The sequence below is a fragment of the Secundilactobacillus silagincola genome (assembly GCF_002583405.1).
GTDB classification, from domain to species: Bacteria; Bacillota; Bacilli; order Lactobacillales; family Lactobacillaceae; genus Secundilactobacillus; species Secundilactobacillus silagincola.
The window spans coordinates 418172-434694 of record NZ_BCMJ01000001.1 but is presented as its reverse complement, the minus strand read 5'-3'; the positions used below and the strand labels follow the sequence as shown (position 1 = coordinate 434694).

11 protein-coding genes are annotated in these 16523 nt (G+C 43.0%); 4 read left to right on the top strand and 7 right to left on the bottom strand.

The features are described from left to right. Window positions 1–456 precede the first annotated feature (456 nt). Window positions 457–978 (bottom strand): hypothetical protein, encoded by a 522-nt coding sequence (locus CES82_RS01850; protein WP_098823605.1) that lies wholly within the window; start codon window positions 976–978, stop codon window positions 457–459. A 156-nt stretch (window positions 979–1134) separates the two neighbouring features. On the opposite strand from CES82_RS01850, the gene CES82_RS01845 reads away from it, so the two are divergent. After that, entirely contained in the window at window positions 1135–2310 is a 1176-nt protein-coding gene (locus CES82_RS01845) for a thiolase family protein (RefSeq protein WP_098823604.1), read from the top strand. A gap of 62 nt (window positions 2311–2372) precedes the next feature. Here the strand turns inward: CES82_RS01845 and sfsA are convergent, their stop codons facing one another. After that, on the bottom strand, window positions 2373–3095 hold the full coding sequence (sfsA, locus tag CES82_RS01840; protein ID WP_098823603.1) for a DNA/RNA nuclease SfsA: 723 nt from the start codon (window positions 3093–3095) through the stop codon (window positions 2373–2375). Between the two features lie 97 nt (window positions 3096–3192). Between sfsA and CES82_RS01835 the strand changes: the two genes are divergently transcribed. Both CES82_RS01835 and CES82_RS01830 read left to right on the top strand, forming a co-directional pair. After that, complete coding sequence (locus tag CES82_RS01835; protein WP_098823602.1) at window positions 3193–3717, top strand: GNAT family N-acetyltransferase; 525 nt, start codon at window positions 3193–3195, stop codon at window positions 3715–3717. A gap of 18 nt (window positions 3718–3735) precedes the next feature. After that, window positions 3736–3924, top strand: a complete 189-nt coding sequence (locus tag CES82_RS01830; RefSeq protein ID WP_098823601.1) for a hypothetical protein — start codon at window positions 3736–3738, stop codon at window positions 3922–3924. 74 nt (window positions 3925–3998) lie between these two features. On the opposite strand, the gene CES82_RS01825 is transcribed toward CES82_RS01830, so the two are convergent. The 4 genes from CES82_RS01825 to CES82_RS01810 all read right to left on the bottom strand — a co-directional run bounded on the left by CES82_RS01825 (window position 3999) and on the right by CES82_RS01810 (window position 15326). Further along, entirely contained in the window at window positions 3999–7085 is a 3087-nt protein-coding gene (locus CES82_RS01825) for a YfhO family protein (protein ID WP_098823600.1), read from the bottom strand. A gap of 154 nt (window positions 7086–7239) precedes the next feature. Next, window positions 7240–10932: a helicase-exonuclease AddAB subunit AddA gene (addA, locus tag CES82_RS01820; protein WP_225364811.1), complete on the bottom strand. Its 3693-nt coding sequence runs from the start codon at window positions 10930–10932 to the stop codon at window positions 7240–7242. After that, window positions 10919–14482 (bottom strand): PD-(D/E)XK nuclease family protein, encoded by a 3564-nt coding sequence (locus CES82_RS01815; protein WP_098823598.1) that lies wholly within the window; start codon window positions 14480–14482, stop codon window positions 10919–10921. Before CES82_RS01815 ends, addA begins: the two co-directional genes overlap by 14 nt. Before the next feature lie 337 nt (window positions 14483–14819). Further along, the gene (locus CES82_RS01810) at window positions 14820–15326 is read right to left on the bottom strand and encodes a type 1 glutamine amidotransferase domain-containing protein (RefSeq protein WP_098823597.1); all 507 of its coding nucleotides are present in this window, start codon (window positions 15324–15326) and stop codon (window positions 14820–14822) included. Between the two features lie 198 nt (window positions 15327–15524). Between CES82_RS01810 and CES82_RS01805 the strand changes: the two genes are divergently transcribed. Beyond that, a complete protein-coding gene (locus CES82_RS01805) occupies window positions 15525–15911 on the top strand; it encodes a winged helix-turn-helix transcriptional regulator (RefSeq protein ID WP_098823596.1) in 387 nt (128 codons plus the stop codon). A gap of 189 nt (window positions 15912–16100) precedes the next feature. Here the strand turns inward: CES82_RS01805 and CES82_RS01800 are convergent, their stop codons facing one another. Next, complete coding sequence (locus CES82_RS01800) at window positions 16101–16451, bottom strand: hypothetical protein (RefSeq protein WP_098823595.1); 351 nt, start codon at window positions 16449–16451, stop codon at window positions 16101–16103. Window positions 16452–16523: the final 72 nt, after the last annotated feature.

Here is a 16523-nt window from a genome sequence, read left to right as displayed (position 1 = left end):
TACTAGCGAAATTGACTTCGCAAATTACATTTGATATCAACCGAAATTGATATACCCTGCACATTTGTGAAACAAAACTTTGTTCAGTTTTCAAAGGCCTACTGAGCTGATCACTTATGAACCAGCCTTTTAATCATATCTCATTGCTTTTAACTTGTCAACCAAAACTTAAAATTTTATAATTTTGAATTTTGATATCCGTCGCAAGCAACTTAATTAATATACCGCTTTGTTTGGAAAATGTCAAACACAATTTATAATTATTTATAATCACGTTTGTGCTTTCCTCGCGAAGCAACTTAACTAATATATCATCCGTATAACCATGTGTCAACGGAAATAATCACTTTTAATGGTAATCACATTTATTAGTTGCGAATTATAGCCACAATACCTGTCTAGATACCTGCCAAATCTAACTTTATAGCCAGTTAACACATTAAAACAATCCCACATCTATTTCTCATGACCATCGTCCTTTGTGAAGAACGCTCTGCTTTGTGCTGGGTGTTTACGCAAATATTGCTTGGTAAATGCCGCAACTTCTTCTTTATTATTAGTATTTACATTAGCCGATGCCATTGCTTTAGTCAGTTGAGAATAGAATTTATCGGCAACAGGATCATATAAATGTACAAGTTGATCATGGTTACCCTTAATCCAACTAACTAGCTTCGCCTGGTGAAACGGTTGAACGATGTCTAATAAAACCACCATCGCCGTTGGAATTAATTCGAATAATTGCTGCTGCTTTTCGTGATCTTCCAATAACCTCACAAAACGGTTAAAAAACAAGTCGGCAAACATTTCTGTCGTCCATTCGGAAGGTTGTTTACCATAACCTTCTATAGATACTTGTAACACCAGCGAATCAATTAAGAATACTTTTTGCTGATCTGCTTCACTCATATTATTAACAAGCGGCACCTCAGCAACCTGATCAAGCCAGCTATCTAGCTGTTCATCAAACTGTGCCATAATCTACCTCCTAATTCAGTTTTATCATTATATGAGAGTTTCTACTATAATACAAACCTTTAAAATTATGGAAAAGCAAAATCAAAGCTAAAGACATTTTAACGATTATCATGTATCCTTATCAAACGTATATTTAATTTAAAGAGGAAGTTAATCATGAAAGAAGTCGTTATCCTAAGTGCGGTCAGGACCCCAATTGGGAAAATGGGCCGCCAATTAGCAAAGTATTCATCCGTTCAATTGGGAACACTGGCTGCTAGGGCCGCTATTCAGCAAGCAAAAATTCAACCCGAAATAATCGACCAGACTATTATCGGTAACGTGTTGCAAGCAGGTTCTGGTCAAAACGTTGCCCGTCAGATCAGTCTCAATAGTGGTCTACCAGTCACCAGCACTGCCATGACCATCAACCAAGTATGCGGCTCTGGAATCAAGGCGATACGTTTGGCGCAATCAGCTATTGTTATGGGCGATGCTGACGTCGTTCTTGCCGGCGGTACCGAAAGCATGTCTAACGTCCCTTATCTACTACCCGATATGCGTCAGGGAACTAAATACGGCGAGAAAAAAGTACTGGATGGCATTGAACACGATGCCTTGCGCGATGCGTTTACCCAGGATTTGATGGGAATTACGGCAGAAAACGTTGCTACAAAGTACCACGTTTCCCGGGCAGAGCAAGATGCCTTTTCTCTACGTTCTCATCAACGAGCACAGGCTGCCACTCAAGCTGGCTACTTTAAAGATGAAATGATTCCAATCACCATAGCTGGAAAAACTACCACTGAGATGACCCAAGACGAAGCCATCCGTCCCGATACCTCCCTTGAAGCCCTTAGTCACTTAAAGCCGGCTTTTAAATCTAATGGTACTGTGACTGCTGGTAACTCCGCCGGTTTAAACGACGGTGCCAGTATGTTGGTACTGATGTCAAAGGAAGCCGCTGATGCTGCTGGACTAGACTATTTAGCCGTGCTTGATGGCTATCAGGAAGTGGGCATCGATCCAAGCATCATGGGGTACGCACCCTACTACGCCATTTCACAGTTATTGGCGAAACAGAACAAAACAATCACAGATTTTGACCGTTATGAACTAAACGAAGCCTTTGCTGCGCAATCAGTAGCCGTTTCCCGTGACCTAAAAATTCCGGCAGAGCGACTCAACGTTAACGGTGGCGCTATTGCCCTAGGTCATCCCGTTGGTGCTTCTGGTGCCCGAATTTTGACAACGCTCGTTCATGATTTACAGCGTGAACAACTTGAATCCGGCATGGCTGCCATTTGTATCGGTGGCGGAATGGGGATTGCACTGTCTGTTCACCGAAACTAAACGCGCTAAAATAAGCCCCATGACCTAACAGCGGTCGTGGGACTTTTTGATATCTACCCTAGCTATTTAGCCTCTTCAAAATCAGCGTACAGATTAAAAGGCACCTGCCGTCTTAACGTGACTGTATCCGGTGTTACCTGACAATCCAATGCCACTACGCGAACACCGGCTTGCTGTGCAGCGTCAATTGCAGCCGCTAATTTAGGGGCCCGTTTCCGATAAATGGTCATGAGCCGTGCATAATCCAGTTGAACAACAAACAGCAAGTAAGCAATTGCTCCTTCTTGAACCGCACGTGTCAACTCGTGAACGTGTTTCACGGCCCGCACAGTTGGCGCATCTGGGAAAGCAGCCACCCCATTATTTTCCAAGGTCACTCCCTTAACTTCGATCCAAAGATCTTGCCCTGATGTCGTTTGACCCCAAAAATCCAGCCGAGAATCATGATAAACAGTTTCGGGTTTAAAATGGCTTAATTCCGGCAAATCTGGTAGTTGGAGCTGATGATTCAGCTGAGCTTCTTTTACTAACTGATTTGGCAGCTGACTGTCAATATTAATCCAGTGACGCCCCCGCTTTTTGACGGCAACCAAATCATAATCCGTTTTCCGTGTTTGCTTTGGCTGATAATTTAACGCAACCCGCGTGCCGGGTACTAGCAGTTCTTTACTTCGCCCAGTATTTTTAACATGGACGGTGACGATTTCATCCGCTAGTTTACAATGCGCAATAAATCGGTTAGGCCGATCAATAAACGTTGCTAACTTAACATCTTCATACTGCATTCCAACCACCTCTCCCTCATTTTACACTGTACTAGACCTTTTTAAAAAGCCATTAAAGGGGTAAAATTTAGGCTAACTATTCATTAGGAGGCAAAACATGTCAGCTACATACTTAAGACGGGCAACTCAAGCAGACTTACCCGCAATTACAGCCATTATTAGTGGCGCTAAGGCCTACTTAAAGGAACAGCACATTAATCAGTGGCAGGATGGCTATCCGGATCCCGCAACCCTTAAACAAGATATCAAAGATGGCATCACCTTTGTTTTAATCTATAATAATACGATTGCTGGAACCGCTGCTCTACACCAGGGAATCGACGTTAACTACCTTAAAATTGAAGATGGTCAATGGATCAGCGGTACCGATGATCATTATTCAGCGATTCACCGAATTGCCGTAGCCAGTAATTTTCGTGGACATCACTTGTCAGAAACGTTAATGACCGGCCTTATCACGATTTCCGGTTTACTGGGGTTCAAAGACATTCGCATTGACACCCACCCGGAAAATAAAGGGATGCAACACGTCATTACCAGCAGTGGCTTTGATTATCGTGGTATCGTACACATGCAACGAGACAACGCGGTTCGTTATGCCTATCAGTTACTTATCAAATAGTCAGCGAGGTGAACTCCTATGACCATTGCGGATACCGCAGTGCAAATTAAATTAATGATTTTGTTTACAGTTGGACTGATTGCACTGCTAACTGTCATCATCATTAGCATTCGTCACGATCACCGAATTGCTTTAAATTCAACGCTGCCACTCATTATCGTGGCGCTTTTCATGCTGATTGTTTTAATCAGCCTATTGCTTCTGTAAAAACGATACTCAAAAAGGCTTGAATCCTCAACAATAAAAGTTGAAGGATCAAGCCTTTTTATATCACATATGAATTAAGCCTGTTGCTTTTGACGATCTGTTCGCCTACGAAGCAACCAGCGCCAAATGTTCCATATAGCCCCTAGTCCAAAGAGCACTAGTCCAAGAGCTGAAAGCAGTCGCCCAGCCGACAGTCCTGGTGTTTGATAAGTTAACCGGATCTGATGCTTTCCAGCAGGAATCTTAGCACCCACAAACCCAGTATTAACTTGTTGAGTAGGCGTACTACGCCCATCCACCGTCAAGTGCCAGCCCTTCGTGTAAGGAATGGAAGTGGTTAGGACACTTGCCTGAGTGCGGTCAGTTGTTCCCGACACGTGGTTATTAGTTACCTTTAACTGCTTAAGACTTTGCTTTTGAATTTGAGTCGTCTTTTGACGGTAACTTTGACCAAACGGAACTGCAATTACCCGTACGTGCTTAAAACTCATCTGATTAGCTTTAGTAAAGGAAACGTTGATGGTCTTTCGTGCTTGCTTAGCGTATCCCAAATTGATCAGGACTTTATCGCGCTTCTCATAATCCGACAAATTATTAATCCCTAATTGCAGGATATTAGCGCCTTTGTTCTGAGTTGTCACTTGAAGATTATAAGAATTGAAGTACTGGTTATTCATAAAGTCTCGCCAGTAGTTCAATTTAGCCCCTTGTGAAAACGGAACATCGCCCATTATTGATCGACGCGCAGTGTAATCTAAACGATCAGAAATTGATGGGAATTTAGTTTTAATACCATCAAATTCAATGTAAAGTTCACTGTTTTTATATGCAGAAGGATTCTTTAGCGTGATTTGATAATCAGCATTTTGACCAAGAACGTCGCTTGTCATGGTCTTTAACCCATTTTGATTAGTTTGACTATCTTTTTTAACAATCGCCTGATTTTGCTTCATCATATTAGTGATTGCCTTAGTCGGTTTCTTTGTTTTTGCAATTTGATCATACGCTTCAATTTGCTTTGGCGTCAGTTCTTTCGACTTAATTTGGGAAAGAACTGAATGACCAGTATCATGTTTGACTTGATAAGCAATTGCCTGATCTTCCGTGGTAATTGGCAGATAGTTCATTTTAACAGTATACGGAACCGTCTTCGCCGTTGTTGCAGCCTTGACCGTCTTAACACCACTTACTTTGTGATCCGTTAAGGCGCCATCCAGCATTGCCTGTTCTTTATCGCTAGCTGAAAGCTTCTGATACGACTGTTTATCAAGTTGCTGACTTTGGGTATATGCCAGTGGCAAGGCGTACTTGTTTCGGTAAATCGCTGTACCAGTATGGTTATCCAGGGTATAAACAGCTTGATTTTGGAATATCATAGGTTGCCCATCTTTATCTTTGATCGGTTCAAACCCGTAAGGAACTTTCGACTTACCCACTTCATCTTCACGAACAAAGAGATATTTGACGTTTAGCAGTGACGAAAATGTCGTTCGGTTATCAACGTTTCGAGTGGGGTTATTCATGGTATTCTCACTGTTAAGTAACTCTTTATTGACAGCATCAACGTCACCGTTTTGAACGGAAAAGTAGGAACTGATCGAATGCATATTTAACAGCATCGGAATGTTGTTCCCCGCTGTCTTCAGCGCGTAATAATCAGACGTTTCTCCTGTCCGGTAAAAACTCTTGTCGTGCTTTGCCAGATACCGGTTTGCATAATCATAATACGTCGAGATCCAGTGTGGTGCGACACCCCGACTGAGTTGAGAGGATGTCGTGTCACTGTATTTACTACTATAAAAGCCAAGTCCCATGCTAGCAGCGTTCACAACTACTAGCACAAACAAACTAAGCTTTAATCGCTGACTTTTAAGCCCACCAATAAACCCATAAGCAAGCACTAGTAACGTCACGAAGTAAATACCGTACATCACGGCATTATGAGCCCGCATTTTGAAAATAAACCCGTTACCGACCCAAACTAATGCCAGTAACAGCAACGTCCCCCACATAAACCATTTAAAGTCGGCGGGAACAAGTTCATGCAGGTGATCAATAAATAGTCCGGCAACCAGAGCAAACGGGAGCTGTGCTAGTAAGACCCAACGATTAGATGGCGTACTCATGACGTTCATCACCGCTGCAAATTGTGGGAGCAGTAATCCAACCGCAATTAAAATTAGGGTGAGATTGAGCATCAAATACTTTTTAAAATGCCGCAGTGACCACATGATTGCGATTAGGGTTAGTCCACTGGTTCCCATAACGACCCAGTACATTTTGGAACCGCTAGAATCCAGAATGACGTTAGGTAACTTCATATAGTAAATGGCCGGATAAAGTTTTAAGCCGTTCGCAAAAATGCTAGATCCTGACCTTGAGGAATTAAGCATTGACATAATATTTGGTAATAAGATCACACCTGAAATCAGTAATGCCATGACGACAGTCAGCACAAAATAGCCAAACGATTTCGGTAGCGTGCGAACTAATTCATCTTTCCGTTTAAGATCGAGATAACGAACCAACGCAAACACTAATGAACCAATTGCAAGTAAATAAGCAAAATAAACGTTACTGATTAAAACGATTGCTGTAATTGCCACCAACCATAAAAATGATTGACCATGATAGATCTTATCAATCGCCGTACAAAGTAACGGGAAGAAGATCATTGGTAGCAAGAAAAATGGGTGATGATAAGCAACGTAGAATGAAAAACTGCAGAACGTATAGATCAGTGTTGAAATAAGACTACCAGTACGTTTTAACTTCATCTGCTTCGCAAAAGTTAAGAAGGCTAGCCCCACTGCATACACACGTAGAATGGTAAGTGCCTGGTACCCTAGCTGAATCTTATCAGCTGGGAACAACGCAATCAGGTAACTAAAAGGATCTCCCACCACATAGTAAGAGAAGGTGGTCATCTGATCGGCACCAAGTCCCAAATTCCACGACCAGCTAAATAACGACTGATGCCCGGTTCCGCGAAGTATGCGATAAAACTCTTCTAATATTGGATAATGCTGCGTAATACCATCCATGTTCCAAATCGTGGTTTGCCCCATGAGGCGCAAAGCACCAAAAGAAAAAAGTATGATAAAGCCAAAAGTAACCGTATAAATTAACCAAATTGGAATTTTTTCAAATATCTTTCTCAAAATTATTCTCTCCGTTTTAGAATCAATTGTTCACATTATGCCATTATGCCATACCTATGACATGAAAAACAGACGCTTCCGTTTGCAATTCGATTAAGATTTTCTTTCAAGAATAACGTTCCCATAACAATTTCTTTTATTCAAGCCTAGACCATCATACCTGAACCAGCTGATTAATCGACAGTAGGTAAAGATACTTTTCAGCCACTGGCCGCTGCAGCATCTTCTCCAATGCTAGTGCGTATAATCGCAGTTGACCTTCATAACGGTGCTTTATTTTTTCAATACCACTATCCGTTGGCTGCAAATAATCGGTCTTGTAGTCAAATAACGTGATGCCCTCTTCAGTCACAAAGTAACCGTCAATAATCCCGTGAATCAGGATTTTGGCGTCTTCATCATGCACGGTTGCGAAGGCGTCCTTTGCCGGCAATAACAGTGAAAATGGCGTTTCTCGTTTTAAACTATCTTGATGCTGTAAAATGGTCTGACCAAATTTGCTGGCAAAGAAGTTCACCACCTGTTCTTGCTTAATGCGCTGGGCAACCGGCTGCTGCATGACTTTTTGGTCAACTAACCGATCAATTACAGTCTGAACAGCATCCAAGTCAACGGGTTTTGATAGATCCAATTCCTGAAAAATCAAATGAGTGGCAGTCCCAATTTCTGCGGAAGTTGGCGCGTTAATGGTCTGCATAAAAACAGGTTGCTCAAGTTCATGAGTCACAAACCGATTACCGCCTTGAGCCGTTTGCCAATCTGGCTGATAATCCCCTAACTGCTTCAAATCAGGGTCTTCAAACAGCCGCTTAATTTCGGATACTGATTGGTATGCCGTCGTCTGCGTCTCAGCTTGATTTTGATAACTAAAGGTCATCAACTGATCGATTTTATCAACGTCGACCTCCGCGTAATCTGAAATAGCCGCCTGTTCCTTTAAATCCTGTAACCATTTCTCGCCCGTTTCAGCTTTTAATCGTGGTCCCATACCAATAAGATCATCCGCAGAATAGAAGTTGATATCAAACTGGGTTTTATCGTCCTTTAAAGCTGGTAGCACCTTTTTCTCCGGATTCAGTTCAAATCTTGGGTGCCGCATGAGCGTCAAACCGATCCAATCAAGGAAATTGTGCGTCTTCTCGCGTAAATTAGGATTCAAAACTAGCGAATCATCGTGATTAGCTGCGCTCCAACTTTTTAGCAAACTGTCTTGGCCCTTGCACTCACCCACGATGTAAAGCCGCTGTTCAGCACGAGTCAGTGCAACGTAGAGCTTCCGCATTTCCTCGGCCAGTGCTTCCTTTCGAGTAGCTGCCTGTATGACTAACTTGGGTAAGGTTGGTGCCGCAACCCGCTTGTCAGGATCAAAATAATCAATCCCAATACCCAGCTGGTTATTGAGAATTGCCTTATCAGTAAGATCTTGAAGGTTAAACTTCTTCGAAGCATTCAGTAAGAAAACAACTGGAAATTCCAGTCCTTTACTGCCATGAATCGTCATGACCTGAACTGCATTTTCGGTGGCTCTGGTTTTTGCTTCGGCGAGGTCATGGTCATTTTTCTGCATCCGTTCAATAAACCGAACAAACTGAAACAGGCCCTTAAACCCGTTTTTTTCATAGTCAGCAGCTCGTTCGTACAGAGCATGTAAATTAGCTTGTCGCTGCGGTCCAGCTGGCATTCCGGCGACGTAGTCCAGAAAACCAGTAGTTTGATAAATTTGCCAAATCAAGGTCGCCAGCTGTTTTTGCCGAGCTGTGGTTTGGAATTGGTTCAACTGTTCTAAGAACTTCTCAATCTTAGGATACAAGCTATCCGCGTACTGATTACCTGCATATTCATCGTGGTAATGATTGTAAAAATGCAGTAAGGCAGAATAGTAATCATCCGTTTTGTCGCTCACTCTTAGATAAGCCAATTCATTTTCATTTAACCCTACGATTGGCGATCTCAAAACTGCAGCCAATGGAATATCCTGATACGGGTTATCAATAATTTGCAGCATGGACATCATTATTTGAACTTCTGTGGTTTTAAAGTAACTTTGCGCATCGTTGATTTGAACCGGAATATCGGCTCGGCCAAACTGATCCTGAATTTCCAGATTATTCTTTTTCGTTGAAGCAATAATAGCAATGTCTTGGTACTTCAGTGACCGAAGCTCTTGCTTGGACCGATCCCAAATTTGAGTGTCTTGGGCTAATAATTCCCGAATCTTTTGTGCCATCAAGGTCACCTGACCCTCATCACCATCAGGCGCCTCATCCGTACCCGCTTCACTGGCAGCTTCTGTATCATAAATCATTAATGAAGCCACGTTTGGCAATGTATCCGGATAGCTGGCACCATACACTAATTTAGCTGAACCGGCGTATTTAATCTGTCCCAGTTGTTCATCCATGATCTGGGTAAAAATTAAGTTAGTAAAATCATCTACGTTTTTCATCGAACGAAAATTTTCTGCCAAAGTAATTTCTTTACCGGCATTCGGATCTTCTCGATACCGGTTGAACTTTTCTATAAACAGCTTGGGTTCCGCTAGTCTGAAACGGTAGATGGACTGCTTAATATCCCCCACCATGAACAGGTTACCAGGATGATCATGTGCCAACGTGGTCATGATAGCTTCCTGTAATTCGTTAGTATCCTGGTATTCATCGATCATGATTTCGTGATAGTCCTTGGATAACTGCTCACGGACGGCAACTGCTTCGGGCGTTTCCGTTTGTAATATTTGCAGCGCAAAGTGTTCAATATCGCTGAACTCCCACACGTGTCGGCGACGTTTTTCAGCATCATAAGCAGTGGCGAATTTTTCCACAGTCTTAGCTAGTTCTTCAACGATTTCTCGGCTATTATTCATCGCTTCAGCCGTTTCTTCTTCAGGTAACGGCATTAATTTAGCTGCCGTTTCAAGGGCGTCTTTAGCATTATCCCGGTGAGAAACAAACGTCTCTTTGATTTCTTGATAATCATCATATTCAGCCGATTTTTTACCGATTGATGGTAACCGGCCCCACGGAAATTCATTGAGTCCTAACCGCAAACCATTCCAAGATAGCTCGTCCATATTGAACTCTGATAATGGTGACAGCAGACTGTCCATGTATGCCACTGCTTTATCAATTGCGGCATCTTCAGCCAGATCACGTCCCTGCTGCAATTCCCGTTTAGCCGTATCCAACTGTTGCTGAATCAAAGGCAAGAGTTGTTCTTGGACAATTTTACTTGCCATTAATGGACCATCCACCTGATAAGGTTCAGCTAGGGTCTTTAACCACGCACTGGGGTCGGGTTTGGCACCCATAAACTGAAAGACTTGCATCACTTTGTCGGTGAGGCCGTCATCTGAACGGTCGTTGGAGAAGTTCTGAACCAGACGTTTAAATACCCCATCTTCGTCATCTTGATACAGCTGTTCGCGCACATCGTTCCAAACTTCATCTTTCAGTAGCGCACTTTCAGATTGATCACCCAGGATCCGAAAAACGGGATCGAGGTCGATCAAATAGTAGTAACGCTCAACAATTCGCTGACAGAAAGCATCCAATGTACTGATGTCAGCAACCGGCAAAACTGCAAGCTGGCGGGATAAATACCGCTGTTCCGTGGCGTTAGCTTGACTGATTTGTTCTCGAAGGGCAGTCTCGATTCGTTGCTTCATTTCGGCAGCGGCAGCTCGAGTAAACGTGACGATGAGGAGATTTTCCAGACTTTCATGCGCCAAAATCATATTGATCACTCGATCGACTAGCACTCGAGTTTTCCCAGAACCAGCAGAAGCTGATACGAGTAAATTAGTTTGGTGTGTGTCTAGCACTTGCTGCTGACTTTTAGTGTATTTCACGGCGTTTAACCTCCTCCGCAATTTGCTTCATGATCTCATCCGCTTTTGCTGGTGCCGTCTGTACCCGGTAACTATTTTCCGGCAGCATTGGATCAAACTGCATGATAGCAGTATATGGCGAATTCGTCATCGCTGTTGGACCACTCAGCGGTTTATAGGGATTCAACTCGATCTGACCGTCAAAAATACTGCTGCCGGCTTCGGTGATCTTCATTTCGGTATACTGTAATAGATTTTGCAGCTGGTCCATGGTAATGATGGAGTTTGACTTGGCTGCTGAACCATCTTTTTTTAATTTAAACGGAAAAACTTTAGCCGCTTCACTGACTGCTAACTGCGGTTCCAGACCGTGAATCAACTCGTCATCAGCAACTAAGACGCCTTCATAGCGCTCCTTGGCCAACAACGCACTGGAAATATCCGTCCTAATGTCGCTGGGACGTAACCGCGGATTCTGCAAATGTAGGTAGAGCGCGCCAGCTAGCTGCGCATCCGGATCATCAGCAATCAGCGCCATGTTCTTTTGCACCACGTCCAGATACGTCATCATCTGCATGGCGATACCTTCGTAAATATCGTTGAACTTCACTGTGTGTTCGCTGGACTTGTAATCCACGATGCCGATGTATTCGTTATTCGGCAATTTCAGCGTATCGATTCGGTCGATTTTCCCACGAACCCGAATTTGTTTTTTCTTCGGTAAATTAAATTCCAGCGGTGGTAGACCATCCTCTGCTCCAATGTGGCCAAACAGGACTTCAGTCTTTCGAGCCCGCATTGGGGTGTACTGACTTTGCTTATGGAACGTCACAGCCATTTGACGGACCACGCCAATCAGCTGTCCTTTAATAAACGCCATTCGGTGACTGCTATTCAAAATGGCGTACTGCAAGTTTTTAGGATCATTCAGAATTTGACCCGTAATCTCATCGATCAGCTCGTTAAGCTGTTGGTCATCCAAATCTGCTAAATCAATTTTTTCCGCGTTGACCCGTTTCATTAACTGATCCATGGCGGCATGGAAAAATTCACCAGTGTTGGCTGGTGACAGTTCAAACTCGTCTCGTTCACGCAACTTTAACCCATACTTCAAGAAGTACGCATACTGATTACGGTAGAACTCCTCCAGTTTCGAAATTGAACTGTTAATGGTGTTGCCGTACAGTCCGGTCACAATTTCCGCGTCTAGCTGCGCAGGCACGTTACGATACGAAATACTACCTAATAACTTTTCCGTTAACGCTTGCGTGTCACCTTGGCTAAGCACTTGATAAACATACTGCCACGAGGGACTTAACCGAATGTTACGATCACGGCTGTCATTGCTGGCTTGAATCAGATGTCGCAACGTTGCCCGCTTAGCGCCCAGATAGGGGGTCAAATCCTGCTGATCAGCTTGAGGCGTTGCTGTGTGACTGATAATTGGTAAGTTAAAATGTTTTTGTATCCGCGCCAAATACGGACTGATCTGATTTTGCTCATCATCGCCCGCGTTGATGGGGTACGTAAAAATCAGGCGTTCACTAGGCGTCATAAAGGCTAAATAGTTGATGTACGGCTCACCTTGTAAGGTCATAATGCCATCATCATTTAAATATTCACCTTCAGGCAAAGTCAGTTTTTGACGGTCTTGGTCATTCAGCAAGTGAGTCGGCAAAGTGGTATCCGGCATGGTTTTATCGGTGGAACCAATCATAAACGTGATTTTACGGTTGTTCATTTGGATGATCCCACTTTCGGAAATCATTACTTGATCCAGTGTTGAAGGAATCTGAGAATAATTGGCGCCTTCAAAACCAGCTTGCAGTAATGATAAGAAATCCTGCGACCGAAATAGCCGATCACCGAGAATGGTAACGTATTCATCTAACAGGTCACAAAACGTCTGCCACACCTGTTCCGGCTGACCTGCTTGTACCAAGTCACCAGCATCAATGGCGCAATCTCGCCAAACCATTAACTGGTCAACTACCCCGTTTTCAGTCATGAAGTTAACTAATAAGGTTGCCGCTTCACGGCCATTTTTAACGTGATCCAATTTTTGATAGAAAGGTACTAGCGTATCCCGAATAAATCTGCGAATACCGTTGATCTGATCCGAGGTTGCTTGGTCAGCGCTGGTGGCTGTGCCTAAATCATCACTTTGAAGCCGGGCGTAAGGCCAATCTTCCTTTTGCAGCCAGCGTGATCCCTGATAGCCCATTTTTAACACCCAATTTTCCGTTTTAAATAGGGCATCACGAAAGGCATCAATTGCCATATACTGACCATCGCCTATTTTTGGAAGTAACAGTTCGGTTTTTAGTAACCGCATAATATCGGCGTACTGAAAATGCTTGCGCTTAATCTCAAAAATCGCGTCAATCAGTTCAACCAGCGGATGGTCCGCCATTGATTGCTGGACATCACTAAAATAAGGTATTTCCTGTGCGTTCATAATCGGTGCCAAGATGGTTTCGTATTGATCGAGGTGACGGGTCAAAATCAAAAAGTCGCGGTACCGATACCCTTTTTCCGCCACTAACTGACGAATCATGGTTGCCACCCGAGCGACCTCAGCATAACGGTTATCAGCCTGAATAATTTGAATCTGATCAGTCTGCTGAAGCGTCTCGCCTTTCATTGACGTCACGCCCGTAGCCGTTGCTTGCCAATAAGTTTCTAGTTGTTGCAACTCTGGCGTTGTCCGAGCAGTTGTTGCTCTAATATCATGTAATACGGGAACTGATAGCGCACGTGCAGTTTGATAGAGTCGCATATAGGTCCGTGACGGTTGGTAGAATAAACTCTGTTCGTTAATAGCATCAGTTGTTGGCGTGCCTTGATCAAGAATCAAAGCAATCTTTACCTCAGCTGCCCGCTTCATCAGTGTTGATAACAATTTCATTTCCTGTGCTGAGAACTGGGTCTGAGAAAAGCCGTCGAAGTAGAAATGAGCGTGGCTTAAATCAACCTCTTCTAAGTATGTACTCAGTTGATTCAGCAAGTCGGTATTGGCAACGTACTTATTGGTCATCGCCTGCTCAAAACTATCGTAGATCAACACCAAATCATGTAGTTTGGCATCTAAATCTGCACTGGTCCCCGTCATTTCCTTGGCAACTTGATCCAAGTCCAAAACGCTAACCTGACCCGTTTTTAACTCCAATATTTGACGAGTCAGCAAACTAATGAACCCGGGACGATCGGCTTCACCAGCAAATAGTTGCAGTTCATCTTGATGGTCTAAAATGGCTTGATAAACCAGCATATTCATGCCCGCTTGTGAAATCCGGGGTAGTTGATAAGCCGGTGCGTTTTTCATAAAGAACCAGGCCAGCCGGGTTAGCGACAGCACCTGAACCCCTGATTGGGCATAGGCACCATTGTCATTTCCAGACAGTTTGGCTAATTGTGTCAATACCTGAACTTCAGACTCGAATTTAATGTGGTTTGGTACCAAGTAATAAAACTGGTCATCAGGGTGTTCCTGCTGCGCTTTTGCCAGCTCTGATAACAGGCTATTTTCATGGTTAACACTTGCTTTTCCAATTACAAATTGCAACGTCATCGTGTTGGTTCCTTTCTATACATCATTCACGAAACTGCGAAATGGTTTGTACTTGGGCCTCTTCAAATTTTGCTGGTTTTATCATAGCATATTTGAACGTCTGTTCTAGTCGTTTCCAAACAGATTTAAAGAATTTATAGGAGTTTTTCGCCATAATTATCGTCTTGAAAAGGCTGGTCTAATCACCTTTGAATTCAAAAACATCCTATTGGTCTCTCTAAACAAATACGGCAAAGCCCTATCAACAGATCATGGTCTGCCTAGGCCTTGCCGTATTTGTTTGAATAGCGGTTATTTCATCAGTAAAATCCTAATCATTGCTGTGCGGATATTCACTCTATTTTGCTAGTGCATCAATCAACGTTTGATTAAATACCGGAATATCTTTGGGTTCCCGGCTAGTGATTAGATTACCATCGACAACCACGGGCTGATCCTCAACACGAGCACCAGCGTAATAGAGATCAGGCTGAACCGTCAGATAAGCGGTCATCGTTCGGCCATGAACCAAGCCGGTCTGAATCATTAATTGCGGACCGTGACAAAGCGCTGAAATCAGCTTATTGGTCATTAAGAAGTCCTTGGTAAAATCGACAAAGCGCTGGTCTGCACGTAATTGGTCGGGTGAAAAACCACCTGGAATATAAAGGGCATCAAAGTCTTCTGGTTTCACATCCGCAATCGACTGATCAATGGTAATGGCTGTATCGTGTTTACCGGTTACGGTACCCTTTTCAAATCCAATAACGGTCACTTCATGACCGGCATCACGAATTGCGTTGACTGGTTCCACAAATTCAACGTCTTCTACCAAATCAGTAACCACAACTGCAACTTTTTTCATCGTATCTTCCTCCTTTGTTTGTAAGTCCATTATTACGGCTTACGAGCAAACCGGCAATAACGCACTTTTTTGTGCCCATGAAGATTTTGCTAGTGAAAGAATCCCAGTGCGTTTTAGTTGCCACTTTCTCGGCTCTGAGATATGATTTTAACCTGCAAAACACGCTCACGAATTCCAAATTACTTTGTGGAGGACGACATGACTGACGCACTTAGAAAATACACGCAAGAGAAAATCCAGAAAAAGGATTTTGATTGTGCCAAGGAATACACACTTTCGATGTTCTCAGGCAAATACAAAATTGTCATCATCTATCACTTATCTCACGACGGTACCATGCGTTTTAGCCAGATCCAACGTTTGTTGACTGACGCAACTCATAAGATGCTGGCACAGCAGCTTAAAGAATTAGTAGCTGATGGCCTAGTCACTCGCCGTGAAGAAATTTCTAACAACCGCAAAGCTGTCTATTATAGCTTAACGACAACCGGTGAAAGTTTAATGCCTATTATTGAAGAAATGTTTACTTGGGGAGCTAAACGGTTAGAAAAATTAGCGTTGAAAAGTAACTTTAAGTTAGCTTAAAGTTTGTTTCACGTGAAACTTTTAATTCACCGTATATCAAAATAACGGCTTGTGGTATAAGTCTATATTGATAAAAATTTTATCTAGTTTCTTAACTAGAATATAATTTAAAACAAGCACCGTCCCGATAAGGCCCATCGGAACGGTGCTTGTTTTAAATTCTGGAATCTACCGAGTTATGTTACGCTCTTATTCTTGATTCACTTTAATAAAGTTTTCCTTCAAAACCGCATTGGTATATTGTTCCAAGTCGGCTAAGGCTTCCGGATCATCACTTTGATGTGCCGCTTTACTTTCCGCGATTGCCCACTTGGCCAGATTATCCGTGATTGGGACAATGTCCTGCAAAATATGCATCTTGGCCTGATCTGCGTGAGCCTTACGAATTTCTTTAAAGCTTTCATAATCGGTGATTAATCGCAAATTATCGCCACTAGAAAATTCAGTAGACTCGAAAATAACAAAATGAGACTTTTGGTTTGCCTCATCCATTTGCGATTTAAGCATGCCCAATTGTTCAGGATTAGTCTTAATCGTCACAGCGCACCACCTCTTTACATTCATTTTAACAAATTTTCATCCGTTAAACGAGGTGTCACGAGGCCTTTAAAG